Source organism: Streptococcus oralis (assembly GCF_003943395.1).
GTDB lineage: Bacteria > Bacillota > Bacilli > Lactobacillales > Streptococcaceae > Streptococcus > Streptococcus oralis_BF.
Genome location: NZ_RJPJ01000006.1, coordinates 113,375 through 128,363, shown reverse-complemented (window position 1 = coordinate 128,363; position 14,989 = coordinate 113,375). Strand labels below are relative to the sequence as shown.

The 14,989-nt window shown below is 36.6% G+C and carries 13 protein-coding genes, 1 tRNA gene and 1 pseudogene; all 15 read right to left on the bottom strand.

Features of this window, described 5'->3' with window-relative positions; genetic code table 11:
• Positions 1-127 precede the first annotated feature (127 nt).
• The 15 genes and pseudogenes from D8802_RS06270 to dnaA all read right to left on the bottom strand — a co-directional run bounded on the left by D8802_RS06270 (position 128) and on the right by dnaA (position 14,807).
• Positions 128-199 (bottom strand) — tRNA-Glu (locus tag D8802_RS06270).
• A 71-nt stretch (positions 200-270) separates the two neighbouring features.
• Positions 271-553, bottom strand: a pseudogene (locus D8802_RS06265) (hypothetical protein).
• Between the two features lie 120 nt (positions 554-673).
• Positions 674-2,632 carry an ATP-dependent zinc metalloprotease FtsH gene (ftsH, locus tag D8802_RS06260; RefSeq protein ID WP_125395200.1) on the bottom strand — a complete coding sequence of 653 codons (1,959 nt, stop codon included), beginning with the start codon at positions 2,630-2,632 and terminating at the stop codon, positions 674-676.
• 15 nt (positions 2,633-2,647) lie between these two features.
• A complete protein-coding gene (gene hpt / locus D8802_RS06255; protein WP_125395199.1) occupies positions 2,648-3,190 on the bottom strand; it encodes a hypoxanthine phosphoribosyltransferase in 543 nt (180 codons plus the stop codon).
• Positions 3,191-3,194: 4 nt separating this feature from the next.
• Positions 3,195-4,472 carry a tRNA lysidine(34) synthetase TilS gene (tilS, locus tag D8802_RS06250; RefSeq protein WP_125395198.1) on the bottom strand — a complete coding sequence of 426 codons (1,278 nt, stop codon included), beginning with the start codon at positions 4,470-4,472 and terminating at the stop codon, positions 3,195-3,197.
• On the bottom strand, positions 4,469-5,740 hold the full coding sequence (locus tag D8802_RS06245; RefSeq protein ID WP_125395197.1) for a serine hydrolase: 1,272 nt from the start codon (positions 5,738-5,740) through the stop codon (positions 4,469-4,471). Before D8802_RS06245 ends, tilS begins: the two co-directional genes overlap by 4 nt.
• The gene (locus tag D8802_RS10330) at positions 5,733-5,855 is read right to left on the bottom strand and encodes an SP_0009 family protein (protein ID WP_000429343.1); all 123 of its coding nucleotides are present in this window, start codon (positions 5,853-5,855) and stop codon (positions 5,733-5,735) included. The genes D8802_RS06245 and D8802_RS10330 overlap by 8 nt, the downstream gene beginning before the upstream one ends.
• 4 nt (positions 5,856-5,859) lie before the next feature.
• On the bottom strand, positions 5,860-6,228 hold the full coding sequence (locus D8802_RS06240; RefSeq protein ID WP_000041924.1) for a septum formation initiator family protein: 369 nt from the start codon (positions 6,226-6,228) through the stop codon (positions 5,860-5,862).
• Entirely contained in the window at positions 6,221-6,487 is a 267-nt protein-coding gene (locus D8802_RS06235; protein WP_001234975.1) for an RNA-binding S4 domain-containing protein, read from the bottom strand. The genes D8802_RS06240 and D8802_RS06235 overlap by 8 nt, the downstream gene beginning before the upstream one ends.
• Before the next feature lie 57 nt (positions 6,488-6,544).
• The gene (gene mfd, locus D8802_RS06230) at positions 6,545-10,048 is read right to left on the bottom strand and encodes a transcription-repair coupling factor (protein ID WP_125395196.1); all 3,504 of its coding nucleotides are present in this window, start codon (positions 10,046-10,048) and stop codon (positions 6,545-6,547) included.
• Positions 10,049-10,618 carry an aminoacyl-tRNA hydrolase gene (pth, locus tag D8802_RS06225; protein ID WP_125395195.1) on the bottom strand — a complete coding sequence of 190 codons (570 nt, stop codon included), beginning with the start codon at positions 10,616-10,618 and terminating at the stop codon, positions 10,049-10,051. It abuts the gene before it with no gap.
• 73 nt (positions 10,619-10,691) lie between these two features.
• Positions 10,692-11,807: a redox-regulated ATPase YchF gene (gene ychF / locus D8802_RS06220; protein WP_001218700.1), complete on the bottom strand. Its 1,116-nt coding sequence runs from the start codon at positions 11,805-11,807 to the stop codon at positions 10,692-10,694.
• 84 nt (positions 11,808-11,891) lie between these two features.
• The gene (locus D8802_RS06215) at positions 11,892-12,086 is read right to left on the bottom strand and encodes a DUF951 domain-containing protein (protein WP_000285184.1); all 195 of its coding nucleotides are present in this window, start codon (positions 12,084-12,086) and stop codon (positions 11,892-11,894) included.
• 64 nt (positions 12,087-12,150) lie between these two features.
• Positions 12,151-13,287, bottom strand: coding sequence for a DNA polymerase III subunit beta (gene dnaN, locus D8802_RS06210; protein ID WP_125395194.1), 1,137 nt, complete (start codon positions 13,285-13,287; stop codon positions 12,151-12,153).
• A gap of 158 nt (positions 13,288-13,445) precedes the next feature.
• A complete protein-coding gene (gene dnaA, locus D8802_RS06205; protein WP_125395193.1) occupies positions 13,446-14,807 on the bottom strand; it encodes a chromosomal replication initiator protein DnaA in 1,362 nt (453 codons plus the stop codon).
• Positions 14,808-14,989 lie beyond the last annotated feature (182 nt).

The following is a 14,989-nucleotide window of genomic DNA, read 5'->3' as shown; positions in this document are numbered from 1 at the left end:
AGTTTTCAAAGGTCTTTGTCACTCTTTCTCTCTCAAGCGACAACTATATTAGTATATCACAGCCGTTGACCTATGTCAACACTTTTTTGAAACTTTTTTTACTTTTTTCGTCCCTGCGATACACACATAGTCCGTACGGGATTCGAACCCGTGTTACCGCCGTGAAAAGGCGGTGTCTTAACCCCTTGACCAACGGACCTGAGCTTTTCAACTCTTTCTATTATACCTACTTTTCAAACTTTGTCAAGGACTTTTTTGCCTATTTTCAGTTTACCTAAAATCACTGAACACGATGCTTAATTCTCTCAGAAGGTTCTTTCTACCTTTGAAACATTCTCCTCCCATCAGACGGTCAAGTTGTTCTTGTTTTTCTTTACTCTGACTTGCCTTGTAATTCTTTAGAAGCTCATGAAAGAGATAGATTCACCAGCTCATACAGGCACAGCATCCCCTCCTGATCCCAGTCCTCTTTCTCCCACAGATGTAAATGGTATTCTTTGCGGCACTTATGGACAATCCCTTTGCTTTCTTCGTATAGTTCTTTCAGATTCATAGGCCTCTCCTTTCTGCATTTAGTTTAACAAAATGCGCGAGCCCCTGAGTCTACTTTCTCTATTCTATACTTCTTCCTCCCTCAACGGCACATAAAAAGAGAGGCACTGCCTCTCTTGGGTTATTTTTCTTCACTCATTTTTGATTTTACTTCATCATAAGATAGGGCATGTGATTCCTCTTCTACTGTCTCAGGCATTTTTCCTGTTTTGTAAAGAGATTTAATTTGAGTACTATCCAATGTTTCGTATTTCAACAATGCCTCTGCAATCAGTTTGTGGGTTTCACGATTTGATTGGATAATTTCAGCAGCTTTGTTTCGTGCCTCATTCAATAATGAACGAACTTCCTCATCAATCTCATAGGCTGTTTGCTCTGAAATTGATTTTTGAGAACTTTGTGCACCAAACATAGCATGATTACCTTCGTATTGGACTGGGCCAAGTTTTTCACTCATACCGTATTCAGTGACCATTGCACGCGCCATCTGTGTAGCTTGTTCAAAGTCATTTGAAGCTCCTGTAGTTTGGACATTAAAGATAATCTCTTCAGCTACACGACCACCCATCAAACCTGCTAATTGTTCTTTCATATCTTCTTTGGAAAGAAGCATTTGGTCTTCTTTAGGAAGTGCAATCATGTATCCGCCTGCACGTCCACGTGGCACGATGGTCACTTTATGAACAACACGGGCATTTGACAAGACTAAACCAACAATTGTATGTCCAGCCTCGTGATATGCAACCAATTCACGTTCTCTTTGTGATACTGTTTTATCTTTCTTAGATGGACCAGCAATCACTCTGTCCTCTGCCTCATCAATATCTGAAGCATCAATGACTGACTTGTTGCGACGGGCTGCAACCAAGGCTGCCTCATTTAGAACATTTTCTAAGTCAGCTCCCACAAAACCTGGGGTTTGTTGGGCAACTAGTTTCAAATCAACATCGTCTGCTAGAGGTTTGTTTTTAGCGTGAACTTTCAAAATTGCTTCACGACCTTTAACATCAGGACGACCAACCAAGACTTTTCTATCGAAACGTCCTGGACGGAGAAGAGCTGGATCTAGAACATCTGAACGGTTCGTTGCAGCGATAACGATGATTCCTTCATTTCCCTCAAAACCATCCATCTCAATTAAGAGTTGATTCAAGGTTTGCTCACGTTCATCATTTCCTCCGCCGAGTCCGACACCACGTTGGCGACCAACAGCATCAATTTCATCGATAAAGATAATGGCTGGTGCTGCTTTTTTTGCATCCTCAAAAAGAGAACGAACACGACTTGCACCAACTCCGACAAACATTTCTACAAAGTCAGATCCTGAAATGCTAAAGAATGGAACGCCTGCTTCTCCGGCAACCGCCTTAGCAAGCAAAGTCTTACCTGTTCCCGGAGGTCCCTCTAAAAGAACACCCGCAGGAATACGCGCACCAAGTTTAGTAAATCGTTTTGGATCTTTTAGGAATTCAACAACTTCAACTAATTCTTGTTTTTCTTCCTCGGCACCTGCAACATCCGAGAAACGTACCTTGATATCTTCTTTGTTTGCAGCTTTAGCCTTGCTACGTCCAAAACTCATTGGATTTCGGCCACTATTTCCTCCCATATTTCCCATCATAGAAAATAGGAAGAAGAAGAGAATAGCAAACGGCACAACAGAGACAAGGATATTGATCCACATGCCACTTGAACTCTCATGTTTGACTGTAACCTCAGCCTGATGTTCAGAAGCAAGTTTTTGCAATTCTGAAACTGTTGAATCCGACGGAAGAATGGTACTTGAGAATCTTTCTACTTTTGTAGCAGTAGGAGTGAAAAATTGAATCCCTGTTTCTTCTTTACTAGTCTTAGGATTTTTATAAACACCAGACACCTCAATGATGCTACCATTTGGCTGATAGGTCAATTCTTTTACATTGTCGGCTGTAATTTCTTTTACCAGTTCTGTATAGTTAATTTTTTCGCTTCGTCCAGCAGTATTTCCAGAGTAAAAATACTGGAATCCTGTCACTAGGAAGAAGATAATTAACAAGTATAGAAATGGATTTCTAACTAAACCATTATTTTGTTTTTTCATTAAAGATAGATCTTTCTAATTTGAATAAACTTCTTCTTTCAATACTCCAACATAAGGAAGGTTACGATAATTTTCTTTGTAGTCCAAACCATATCCTACTACAAACTCATTTGGAATAGTGAAGCAAGTATAATCTGCTTCAATTTCAACAACACGCCCTTCCGGTTTATCCAACAAGGTTGCAATCTTAACAGAAGCCGCTTCTCTTTCAATAAACATATCTCGCAAATTTTTCAAGGTTTGACCTGTATCGATGATGTCTTCTACAAATAAAATATGTCTTCCTTTGATATCTTGAGTCACGTCTTGCTTGATATTGATTACACCACTACTTGCAGTTCCACCATGGTAGCTAGATACCATCATGAAGTCCATCTCAATATGTGTATCAATATGTTTAACCAATTCCGCCATAAAAGGAATCGACCCTTTCAAAATTCCAACAAGAATTGGATTTTTCCCCTCATAGTCTTTGGTTAATTGTGCACCTAGCTTTTTAGCTGCTTCTGTAATTTCATCATGTGAAACGAGGATTTTTTCAATATCGTGTTCTAACATCTTTTTACCTATCTATTTTTTCTATATAAAGTACAGTGTTCATTATATCATTTTTCGTGTTTTTACTCAAATCACTGATAGCAATTCCCAAAATTGAGACAATTTCTCCAAATTGCTCAATAATAGGGGTTGTTTTTCGTTTTTCAATAGGGATTTTCAAATCTATAAATAAACGTCTCAGTTTCTTTCGGTGACCATTCAGGATAAGAACATCGCCAGGTCTTCGACATCTAATATGTACAGGTGTTTCCCGTGAAACCGTTACTTTTTGAACAAAATCCCCTTCAATAGGAATGCCAAAGGAAAATAAATAGCCCATATATCGAACTTGATTTTGATAGTGTAACACAAGTTCATCTTCCTTTTCATCGGCCTGTGGACTGATTTTGCAAACTCGAAAATTCTGATACTCTTTTATCAATTCATAGCCATTTTTAAGAGAATGACGATACTGGCTTTTCCTTGCTAAAATCTGTCGAACTTCAGCAAACTGAGCCTTTGTCAGATTTAAGTCTGGAAATTGATTAAGATAGTTCTGGAGCAAGATTCCTTGAGTTTGTTGAGAGTATGAAAATAGCTCATTCAAATCTTCCACATCAATTTTTTTCGAAAGTTCCGTTATTGTTGCCTGGTAATCTGAAATTTCCCTTCCTAAATCTAAAAGGGCGGATTTAAGACGAGGATTTTCTTTTTCAAGTTCTGGTAAATACCTATTCCGAATACGATTGCGAAAATAGGTATTTTCCTGATTTGTTTGATCTTCGAAATGAAAAATTGGTGGAAAATCCTTTTTATGAAATTGCAACAAGGGACGGATGATTTCAATATCATCAACTACTTGACTTTCTTTTATCCCTGTTAAATGGCGTAACCGACTTCCTCGAATCAAGCGCATCAAAATCGTTTCAACTTGATCATCTGCATGGTGGGCAGTGACCAAGGCAGTTGCTCCAAACTCTTTCATGATTTTCCTAAAAAAATCATAACGAAACTCTCGAGCACGCGCTTCTGAAAAGTCTCCTGAAAAGCTTGTGATATAAATAGGAAGTTCAGCTGCATCAGCTAACTTCCTTAGTTCATGTTCCTCCCAGTCAGACTCACTTCTCTGCTTGTGATTGACATGTGCTACAATCAGCTCAATTTCTAACTCTTTTTGATAAGTGGACAATAGATGGAATAAAAACATCGAATCCAGTCCGCCAGACAGAGCTAATACGATTTTAGAATGTTTTTTGAAATACTCTTTTCTGAGAAAATGATTTAAAAAATCCTGCTCCCTCATTTTAGAACCTCATAGACATCCTTGGCTATCTTAGAAATGGTGTCATAATCAGAATTTTTGGTGAAAATAGAAAGAACGAAAGGAGAATCAGTATAGACAATGGCAGTGTCATGTTTAAACTCGTCGGCATCTCCGATTTTATGAGCTACCTTAACCGAAACACCTTTTGCAATTCTTTGATTGTCAAAATCAGTCTTACTGAGAGATTCTAAGACAAAACCATTCTGATTATAAATAGCTTCCATGACCTTTCCAGCCATTTTTGAAGAAGTCAATTTATCATTCACATCCCAATCTTCACCCATAATAGTAGACATTTTCTCTTTAAAAACCCCGTCAGATTGATTAGTCACATAATAACCTAAAATATTATGAGCAACATTATCAGACTCTTTTGTTACCTTGGTAATTAACTGTTGAAGACTGTATTCTTTGTTATCTTCTTTTTTAGGTAAGCTGCCACTACCTTCTGGTTTATAGGACCCAGGGAAACTATTTACTTCCGGGATATACTTGAAGCTACTGTCAAACGTATAGTCACCTTGATTTATCTTATCTTGAGCATAATAAAGGTAGGCTAATTTCAAGATGCTAGCTGCATAGAGTTTGCTGTCTTCATTCACCCCAGCCTCTTTACCTGTACTCAGCTGTTTAACATAAATAGAGTAATTTTCATTCTGATAGTTGTTTGATAAGATTTCTTGAACCTTCTGGATGCGATTATCCTCTTCTGAGACGAACTCTTTTGATACCCACCCAACTTGATCAATATGCAGAAATTCTTGTCCCTCAGCAAAGAGGGTTCTATCCACTGTTACGTGTTGATAAGGAGAGAGGGTAGAAGAAATTTCTTTAACGTCATAAAGGCTGTTATAGATAACAAACCCTGGTTCCAACCATACTTGTCTATTTTGAGTTTGAGCATGACTTTGATCATAGACTAAACGCTTATCTGCAAGGATAAACTGATGATTATCTAATTTAAAAACAGGAACACCTTGTCTATTCAAACGCCATTCTACGATTTTAAAGGCGGTTTCAGGAGTTAATTTACCAGACTCCTTTACAAGATCTTCATTAGCATAGACAGCTGTTTCTCCATAAACCATTGGCGATTCAAGGGGTTCTTTATAGTAGAATCCATGATCAGACTCAGTTAGATAATAAATTTCTTGTGAAGAGTAAGGGAGCTGTTTTTCTGTGCTAACTACTCTTGAAGTTATGATAAAAACAGATAGTAGTGATAACACTACTAAGAACTTACGCATTCTTCTCTTCCCTTTCTTCTTGTAATCGTAATAAATGGTTTTTAGCTGCCAATTCCTCTAATTTTTCATCTGATAAACTTAAAAACTGCTCAACAACTTCTAATAAATTTTCCATGACATTACCTCGGAAGCAAATCAGGAATGGTGTAAATTGCTTCTCGTTTCTTTGAGTAATAGTACTTGGCGCGTGCATATTTCGCTACATAGTCTTCATCTTTCAACTTTGCAGCAAAAGCAGATTCCTTATCCTTTTCATCACTAAGAGTTTGGTACTGCTCTTTCAACTCTGTCAATTGCTGGCGGCGTTGTAATAACTGATTATAGCTTTGAGCCAAGTTATAAGTTGGTAAAATAAACAACAAAATCATCAAAATAAGAACCCAACCCATGAAACGATTTCGTTTTTGTCTCTCCTTCATCAGGTAACGACGGCGTTGGTGTTCATTTTGAATAAAAGAATTATTCATCTGTACAATATTTTTAGACATTTTCTTCTACCCGTGTTTCACTGAGAATTTCGTACATGCCTGCTGCATCTTCTTTTTTTGTACTATCTTTCATCTCTAGTACTTTAACAAGCAACAACTTATTTCCAAAACGAATTTCAACTTGGTCATCAACTTTTAAATCCGTTGAACTTTTGGCCAAGATTCCGTTCACCTTGATTCTACCTTTATCTGCTACTTCTTTTGCGACTGTACGACGCTTAATAATTCGTGATACTTTTAAATACTTGTCTAATCTCATTTTTATTACCTCAAATTATTATTGTACCATTTTTATCCTTTTTATAGAAGAAAAATGTTAAATGGGATTTGCTTCCTTTGATTCTTTTATCTCTAATAAACCTTCTCCAAAAATCAGCAGACCTTCTAAAATTTCATAATCCTTCTTGTTTCGGACATCAAATACAACTTCCATTAATCCCTTATTCTCAGCTATGGCTGCTTTTAAGTTTGTTGCGGATAAGGCTTTAAAATAATCTTGAGCCAAGAACAGTCGTTGAGTGACTTTTTCAAATTGAACTGTAATCTTATTTTCTTTTCTCTCCACACGTTCTACAAATACCTTGTCCAAGTATGATTTGACCAAACCAATCTCTAAAAGATAAGCCACCACATCTGGATATTCTCCAAAACGGTCCATCAGCTCTTCTTGTAACTCTTCATAGTTGACATGGTTGTCAATTTGACGAATTTTCTTGTAAATCTCAATTTTATGTCGTTGATCAGAAATATAAGTATCAGGAAGATAGGCATCAATTTGTAAAATCAACTCAGCATTCCCTTTGCTTCTTGTATTCCCATTACCATTACGTTTAGCGATAGCTTCCTCTAGTAACTGAGAATACAATTCAAAACCAACAGAATCAATGAAACCAGACTGGGATTTTCCTAGAAGATTTCCTGCTCCACGAATCGAAAGATCTCGCATCGCAATCTTAAATCCTGATCCCAATTCTGTAAACCCTTTGATTGCTTCTAATCTCTTCTCAGAGACTTCACTGATTGATTTTTCTGGGCGATACATAAGATAAGCATAAGCAATACGATTGCTACGACCGACTCTTCCTCTTAATTGATACAAGGTTGACAAGCCCATATGGTCTGCATTTTCGATAAATAAGGTATTTGCGTTTGGAATGTCAACTCCTGTTTCAATTATGGTAGTTGTCACCAAAATATCATATTGTCCTTCAATAAAGTCCAATAAAGTATTTTCCAACTGAATTTCACTCATTTGTCCATGAACATACCCAATCGAAGCCTCTGGAATCAACTCCTGTAATTCTGAAACCTTCTGGTCAATCGTATCAACTTTATTGTAAAGATAGTAAACTTGACCTCCACGCTCCATTTCACGCAAGACAGCATCACGAATGACACTATCATTCTTCTCTAATACATAGGTTTGAACAGGATAGCGATTGGTTGGAGGAGTTTCAATAACAGACAAATCTCGAATTCCTAGCATAGACATATGAAGGGTACGAGGGATTGGCGTTGCTGTCAAGGTTAGGACATCTACTTGTTTTTTTAGTTCTTTCAAAGTTTCCTTATGCTTGACACCAAATCGTTGTTCCTCATCAATAATCATCAAGCCCAAATCAGAAAACACAACATCTTTAGACAAAACACGATGCGTTCCAATCAAAATATCAACTTGACCATTCTTTAATTTTTCAAGTGTCTCTGCCTGCTCTTTTTTACTTCTAAAGCGACTCAACACATCAATATTAACAGCAAAATTTTGGAATCGTTCCTTAAAATTCGTATAGTGTTGTTGTGCTAAAACCGTCGTCGGAACTAGAACGACAACCTGTTTGTGATCATTGACAGCCTTAAAGGCAGCACGCATTGCAACTTCAGTCTTTCCAAAACCAACATCCCCAACTAAAAGTCGGTCCATGGGATGAGAATCCTGCATATCTCTCTTGATTTCCTCAATACTACGAAGTTGATCATCCGTTTCAACATAAGGGAAGGCATCATCAAAAACATGTTGATCTTCATCATCAGCTGAGAACGCAAAACCCTTCAACTGACTACGCTCAGAATAGAGTTTGATTAAATCGTCAGCTATATCCTCTACCTGGTTCTTAACTTTTTGCTTAGCCTTTTTAAAATGACCGTCATTTAATTTATTGAGTTTAGGAGGTTTCCCATCACTTGAAACATATTTTGACAGTAACTGAATCTGCTCCACTGGGATGGAGATTTGGTCACCATTTTGATACTGTACACTGACATAATCACGGTGGATACCTTTGATTTCAATTGTTTCGATTCCTAGATATTGACCAATTCCATGGATATGGTGAACAACGTAGTCCCCTTTTTCAAGTTCATTATAATCTTTTAATCGCTCTGCATTTGAAGCATGTTGTCTTCTAAAACGATGTTTTAATTTCTTTTGAAAAATCTCATGTTCAGTAATGAAGAGAATTTTTTCATCTACAAAATGAAAACCATGTCTTAGATTACCCTCAATCAAGTTTACAGATTCTTTACATATATTTGACTTATCTCTGGAATCCAATTTAATCTGATATTCCTCTAAAACATCCTCCAATGTTTTACTTCCCATTGAATTGCTAGACTGCAGAACAATTGTGTAGTTCATTTTTTTATATCGCTCAATTTCTTCTTTAAGAAAAGAAAATTGATTGAAAAACTCCTGCATAGGATATTGATTAAATTGATAAATGTGATCAAACTTGAGATTTCCTAAACCCTTTTGAAGATTAGAGAAAAAGGTAACTGGACTTTGTTTTTTATATGTTTGCTCTGTATCTGAAAAATACTGCATCCCAGAAAATGATTTACCATTCTGTAAATCTTCTGTAAAGTATTGCGCTAATTCTCTTTCAAAAACTTCATATTGATTCATCAATTTTTGATAATCATCAAAGAATACTGGCCTATCTTTTTCAATATAATCAAATACAGTCCATGTTTTATCGTAACATAAAGACAAAAACTTTCGATTATCTGAATGTACTTGTTTTTGATGAAAACTTGACAAAATTTCTTCTAGATAGGATTTCAAAATCGGCGATAGAGTCTTCGAAATTTGCTTTTCTAAAGCTGACTGTCCTCGTTGATAATCCTTTTCTCTCAAAAGCATATCACTAGCTGGAAAGATGGTTAGTTCTGTTTGATTTTCCTTCGATAATTGTGTCTCGACTTCAAAAGTACGAATGCCATCAACTTCATCACCAAAAAACTCAATTCGGAAAGGTTCTAACTGAGACATTTCAAAAATATCTAAAATATCTCCTCGAATACTAAACTCACCTTGTGTCTGTACTTGAGTAACTTTTCGATATCCAATTTCCTTTAACTGGTGAAGTAGCTCGTGCTGGTCATATTCTTCGCCAACCGCAATTTTTATAATACTTTCTTTAAATCTAGTTGGAGAGGGTAAAATCAATCGACTTGCTGCGATATTACAAACTAAAATCCCTTTCTTAGATGGATCATTCAAAAAACGCAAGGCCTCAACCCGCGAAATGATTTTTTCTTGCGAAGACATCAAAAACTCTACCATAGGAGAGTCATCTACCAAAAAAGGATAGACAACTTCCTCTCCTAAGAGAGAAAGAAGATCACTGATAATTCGCTCTGCTTCTCCATAAGTTGAAGTCAGTAACACAATCTTATTTTCTTTTTCTAGACTACTTGCAATTGCAAGAGCCTTAGTAGACGTTGATAAACCTAGTAGTAGTTGTCTTTTTTTATCTGTCAGATTTTGATGCCATTTTTTTATCTGATCATTTTCTGAGAATAAATCTAATAAAGTCACCATTTAGCCGTTATACCTCTGCATTGTTTTCTCAAAGTTTTTCTCTTGCAAACAGTAGTTTACAGCATCGTCAACCTTGTCAATAGACTGTAAAATACCCACATAGTCATCCTGATCAAACTTACTTAAAACATGATGAACAACCGACATGCCTTTTTTAGGTCTTCCAATACCTATTTTAACACGGTTAAATACCTGAGTCCCTATATGTTGAATAATAGACTTGATACCATTATGCCCACCTGCTGAGCCCTTTGCTCTTAAACGAATTTTTCCGACTTCCATGTCAAGGTCGTCGTAAATAACGAGTAAATCTTCAATATCCAAACCATAGTAAGTCAATAAAGCATGAACTGCTTTTCCACTTTCATTCATAAATGTTGTTGGTTTGACGAGATAAATTTTTTCTCCATTGAAGAAAAAAGATGCTAGGTCAGCTTGAAATATCTTGTCATGTGTAAAGGTGACATTTTGTTTTTTAGCTAGTTGGTCAATCAACATAAAGCCAACATTGTGCTTGGTTTCAAAATATTTATCTCCTGGATTTCCTAATCCAACAAGTAATTTGGTCATTTATTTTTCCTTTCAAAAGCCAAAAGGGTTGGAATTTTTTTCCAACCTAATTGACACTATTTGTTAAATGTTATTAGACATTAAAGCGGAATTCCATGATATCACCATCTTGAACGATATATTCTTTTCCTTCTTCACGCAAGCGCCCAGCTTCTTTTACAGCCTTTTCAGATCCGTATTTCACTAGATCCTCATATGACATGGTTACTGCACGAATAAAGCCTTTTTCAAAATCTGAATGGATAATACCAGCTGCTTGAGGAGCTTTCATACCACGCTTAAAGGTCCAAGCGCGAACTTCTTTTTCACCAGCTGTGAAGTAAGTTCCAAGTCCAAGTAAGTGGTAAGCAGCTCGAGTCAACTTATCAACACCTGATTCTGTCAAGCCAAGTGCTTCAAGAAACTCTTGCTTATCTTCATCATCTAACTCAGAAATTTCTTCCTCAGCACGCGCAGAAATAACTACTACCTCTGCATTTTCTGTCGCTGCAAATTCTCGAATTTGTTTCACATAGTCGATAGAATCTGGATCTGAAACTACATCCTCATCCACATTAGCAACATAAAGAACTGGTTTAGTGGTTAAAAGGAAGAGACCTTTGACAACCTTTTGTTCCTCATCTGTAAATTCAATAGTTCGAGCTGATTTTCCATCCTCAAGGACTGGTTTAATCTTTTGAAGAACGTTAAACTCTGCTACTGATTCTTTATCTTTTTGCGTACGTGCCATCTTTTCTACACGCGCGTAGCGTTTATTAACTGATTCTAAGTCAGCAAGAATCAATTCTAGGTTAATGGTATCAATATCTGCAAGTGGATCCACAAAGGCGTCTTCACGTCCTTGCTCACGCATAACATTTTCATCATCAAATGCACGCACAACATGAACAATCGCATCTACTTCACGGATGTTAGCCAAGAATTTATTTCCTAGCCCTTCTCCTTTTGATGCTCCTTTTACAATCCCTGCAATATCTGTAAATTCAAATGTTGTTGGGACTGTCTTTTTAGGTGTAATCATTTCCGTTAGTTTTTGTAGGCGTTCATCTGGAACTTCCACCATCCCAACGTTTGGATCAATAGTCGCAAATGGGTAGTTTGCCGCCTCTGCTCCTGCTTTTGTAATTGCATTAAAAAGGGTTGATTTACCAACGTTTGGCAAACCAACGATACCTGCTGTTAAAGCCATAGTTTCTCATTCTCCGTTCTCATTTCAATCCCTAACATTATAACACAAAAAGGGAAAACTTGCTAACCCTCTAACTAAGTGTTCTTAGTCAATAATCTTATTCATTTTTCGTTCAAAATCATAGCGACTCATCATGACAAGGTGGTCACAATTGCTACATTTGATTTTGATATCTGCCCCTACACGTGTAATTTCCCAACGATTAGCTTTTTTTCCTGTTGACTTGATTGTACAAGCATGGGGCTTTTTCATCTCAACAAAATTTCCAACTTGATACATATTACTCTCCTTTTCTTTTTTGATTATATCATAAAAGAGGCGAGCTAGGCTCAACCTCTTTCACTTAATTTGTACGAACTGGTGTGATGAGCTGCATGAAATTTTCGTCAGTATCTGCTGGCACAAGAGTAAATGGACGAACAGCTGAGATAAAGCTAATAGTTACCTTTTCGCTATTTAAAGCCTTGAGAGAATCAATCAAGTAAGTTGGGTTGAAACTAACAGTTAAATCATCACCAGTCACCTGCTCCGTATCGATTTCTTCGTTTACTTTACCAACTTCTGGAGAGTGAACATGGGCGCTAACAACTCCACCTTTAATTTCAAGCTTCACAGTACCATTTTGAGTCGCACTTGATAAGAGACGTGCACGCTCCATAGATTGACGCAAATTAACCACATCAAAAGTAATTGTAGTGTTAAAGTCTGTTGGAATCAAACGATCCGTATCAGGATAGTTTCCTTCTAGGAGACGAGTATAGAAGCTAATATTTTCGCTTCTAAAGAGGATTTGATTATTGGCAAAGAAAATCTCCACTGTTTCAATATCATCCGTAAATACAGCTGAAAATTCGCGTAGAGAGCGACTAGGAATTACCACATCGAAATCATCGCCATTTTTTTCAAGAGTCAATTTTTTCTGGCTAAGGCGATGAGAGTCTGTCGCAACTGTTTTTAGTTCTTTATGTTGACTCAATACGAAGTGAACACCTGTTAAGATGGGACGACTTTCTTGCGTACTTGCAGCAAAAGCTGTTTCATTGATAATTTTCTTGAGTAATTTTGTTTCAAGAACCAAAGGAGTACTTGCTGAAATTTCTTGGATTCGTGGATATTGTTCGCTATCTTTTCCTTTTAGGGTGATTTCTGATTTGCCACTTGTTAAGACAATTTGTTTTTGTTCAATTTCTTTGAAATCAAGCGTTACGTCTGGAAGACTAGATACAACATTGATAAAGAAAGAAGCCTCAAGAAGAATCGAACCTAAGGAAGTAATCAAAAGACCTGCATCTTCATTCTTTTGAGAAATGAAATTTTCAATGGAAATTTGACCATTTGATCCAATTAAAGTAATGCCTTCATTGGTAACATCAATTTTGATTGTTGATAAAATTGGAATAGCATTTTTGGAGCTAATTGCTCGTTTTGTGGTATTTAAGGCTTGTAGAAATAAATTTTTATTAATTGAAAAATGAATCATGGATTCTCCTTTATTTATTTTTAGTATTAGAAGGATAATAGAAATAATAGAGTGTGTGAATTCTGTGGAAAACTGATTTCTATTTAGTAATTTCAGGCTTTTAAGTTTGTTTAAAAAATGTGGATAAAAAAGATAGAAAAGGAAAAGTTATCCACAAACTATTTAATTTTCTTTTTGATTGCTTCGATTTCTAAGCGTAAATTATCGTCTTCGTCAATCAAGGATTTAATTTTAGCATGGGCATGAATAACGGTGGTGTGATCCTTTCCTCCGAATTCTTTTCCGATTTTTGGAAGACTATTATCTGTCAGTTCTCTAGCTAGATACATAGCTACTTGACGCGCCAAAACGATGTTTTGAACTCGTCTCGTCCCCTTCATTTCTTTGACACTCACTCCATAAAAATTACCAACTTCAGTTTGGATTTTTTCAATTGGAATGACTAGCAGTTGGCTAACATCTTGTTTGCGAGCTCTGATAGCTTCAGCAGCGATATCAATAGTGATGTCTTTAATCTTCTTTACTCTGGCAATTAAAGTGATATCGTTGATTGCTCCTTCAAGTTCTCGAACATTTGAATCGAATTGACCAGCCAGATATTCTAGGGTATCACTCTGGAAATGGTAGTTTAAATGTTCCGTTTTACTTTGAAGAATGGCGATACGTGTCTCAAAGTCAGGAGGGGTGATATTTTGAGTCAATCCCCAGCTAAAGCGCGTGACAAGCCTTTCCTCAAGGCCTTCTAAATGTTTAGGACTTCGGTCACTAGTCAGAACGATTTGTTTTTGATTGCTATGAAGAGCGTTGAAAGTATTGAAAAACTCTTCTTGAGTTGCAACCTTTTTTCCACTGAGAGATTGGATATCATCAATCAGCAAGAGATCAAGACTTCGGTAAGTTTTTTTAAATTTTTCCATTTCCCCGAGCCTCAGATGCTCAAGAAAGTCGTTGATAAAACTTTCAGCAGGAATATACTTAACCCGAGCTTCAGGAATATTTTTTAGAATTTCATTTCCAATAGCATTCAGTAAGTGGGTTTTCCCTAGTCCAGGACCACCATAAATGAAAAGGGGATTATAAGTCAAGGCGAGGTCTTCGGAAACAGCCAGAGCAGCAGACTTAGCCCAGATATTTCCATCTCCTTGAATAAAGTTATCAAAGGTATATTTTTCCTTCAATCCTGTTTCAGAATATGGAATAGCAAGATTGGCCTGTGAAGCAACATAATGATTGCTATTTTCAGAATCCATGACATAGGTTGAAGATTCTTCCTCAGGCTTTGTTAAGACAAATTGAGTTTTTATTTCAGTATCATAAACTTCAAAACCAGCAGCCACAATGATATCCTTGAGTTGTTTTTTCCAAACCATTTCCATTTCAGGTCTAGGTAAAAAGATAGTAGCTACATTTCCCTCCACTTTTATGAGTTCAGCAGGTGTGGCATAGAAATCGTACATAGAACGTGTCAATCTTTCTTGAGCCAATTCCAAGATTTGATTCCAAAATTGTTTTTCTTTCACCGATTATCCCCTCCTTTGCTATATTTGATGTAAAAAGGTTTATTGTTAGATTTATTTTACCATAGATGCTAGCATTTTTCCACAATCTGTGGAAAAGAATCCACAATGTTTACATTTTTTATCCACAGGTTGGGGATAAGTGAGGGATTCCCTTGAATTCTTTGATTTTTTGCTATAAAAAA

What these genes read in the sequence shown, in the direction of transcription:
- D8802_RS06235 (WP_001234975.1), bottom strand. Translation starts at nt 6,487, where the DNA reads ATGAGATTAGACAAGTATTTAAAAGTATCACGAATTATTAAGCGTCGT.
- D8802_RS06215 (WP_000285184.1), bottom strand. Translation starts at nt 12,086, where the DNA reads ATGTATCAAGTTGGAAATTTTGTTGAGATGAAAAAGCCCCATGCTTGT.
- D8802_RS06240 (WP_000041924.1), bottom strand. Translation starts at nt 6,228, where the DNA reads ATGTCTAAAAATATTGTACAGATGAATAATTCTTTTATTCAAAATGAA.
- pth (WP_125395195.1), bottom strand. Translation starts at nt 10,618, where the DNA reads ATGACCAAATTACTTGTTGGATTAGGAAATCCAGGAGATAAATATTTT.
- D8802_RS06245 (WP_125395197.1), bottom strand. Translation starts at nt 5,740, where the DNA reads ATGCGTAAGTTCTTAGTAGTGTTATCACTACTATCTGTTTTTATCATA.
- dnaN (WP_125395194.1), bottom strand. Translation starts at nt 13,287, where the DNA reads ATGATTCATTTTTCAATTAATAAAAATTTATTTCTACAAGCCTTAAAT.
- ftsH (WP_125395200.1), bottom strand. Translation starts at nt 2,632, where the DNA reads ATGAAAAAACAAAATAATGGTTTAGTTAGAAATCCATTTCTATACTTG.
- mfd (WP_125395196.1), bottom strand. Translation starts at nt 10,048, where the DNA reads ATGGTGACTTTATTAGATTTATTCTCAGAAAATGATCAGATAAAAAAA.
- hpt (WP_125395199.1), bottom strand. Translation starts at nt 3,190, where the DNA reads ATGTTAGAACACGATATTGAAAAAATCCTCGTTTCACATGATGAAATT.
- ychF (WP_001218700.1), bottom strand. Translation starts at nt 11,807, where the DNA reads ATGGCTTTAACAGCAGGTATCGTTGGTTTGCCAAACGTTGGTAAATCA.
- tilS (WP_125395198.1), bottom strand. Translation starts at nt 4,472, where the DNA reads ATGAGGGAGCAGGATTTTTTAAATCATTTTCTCAGAAAAGAGTATTTC.
- D8802_RS10330 (WP_000429343.1), bottom strand. Translation starts at nt 5,855, where the DNA reads ATGGAAAATTTATTAGAAGTTGTTGAGCAGTTTTTAAGTTTATCAGAT.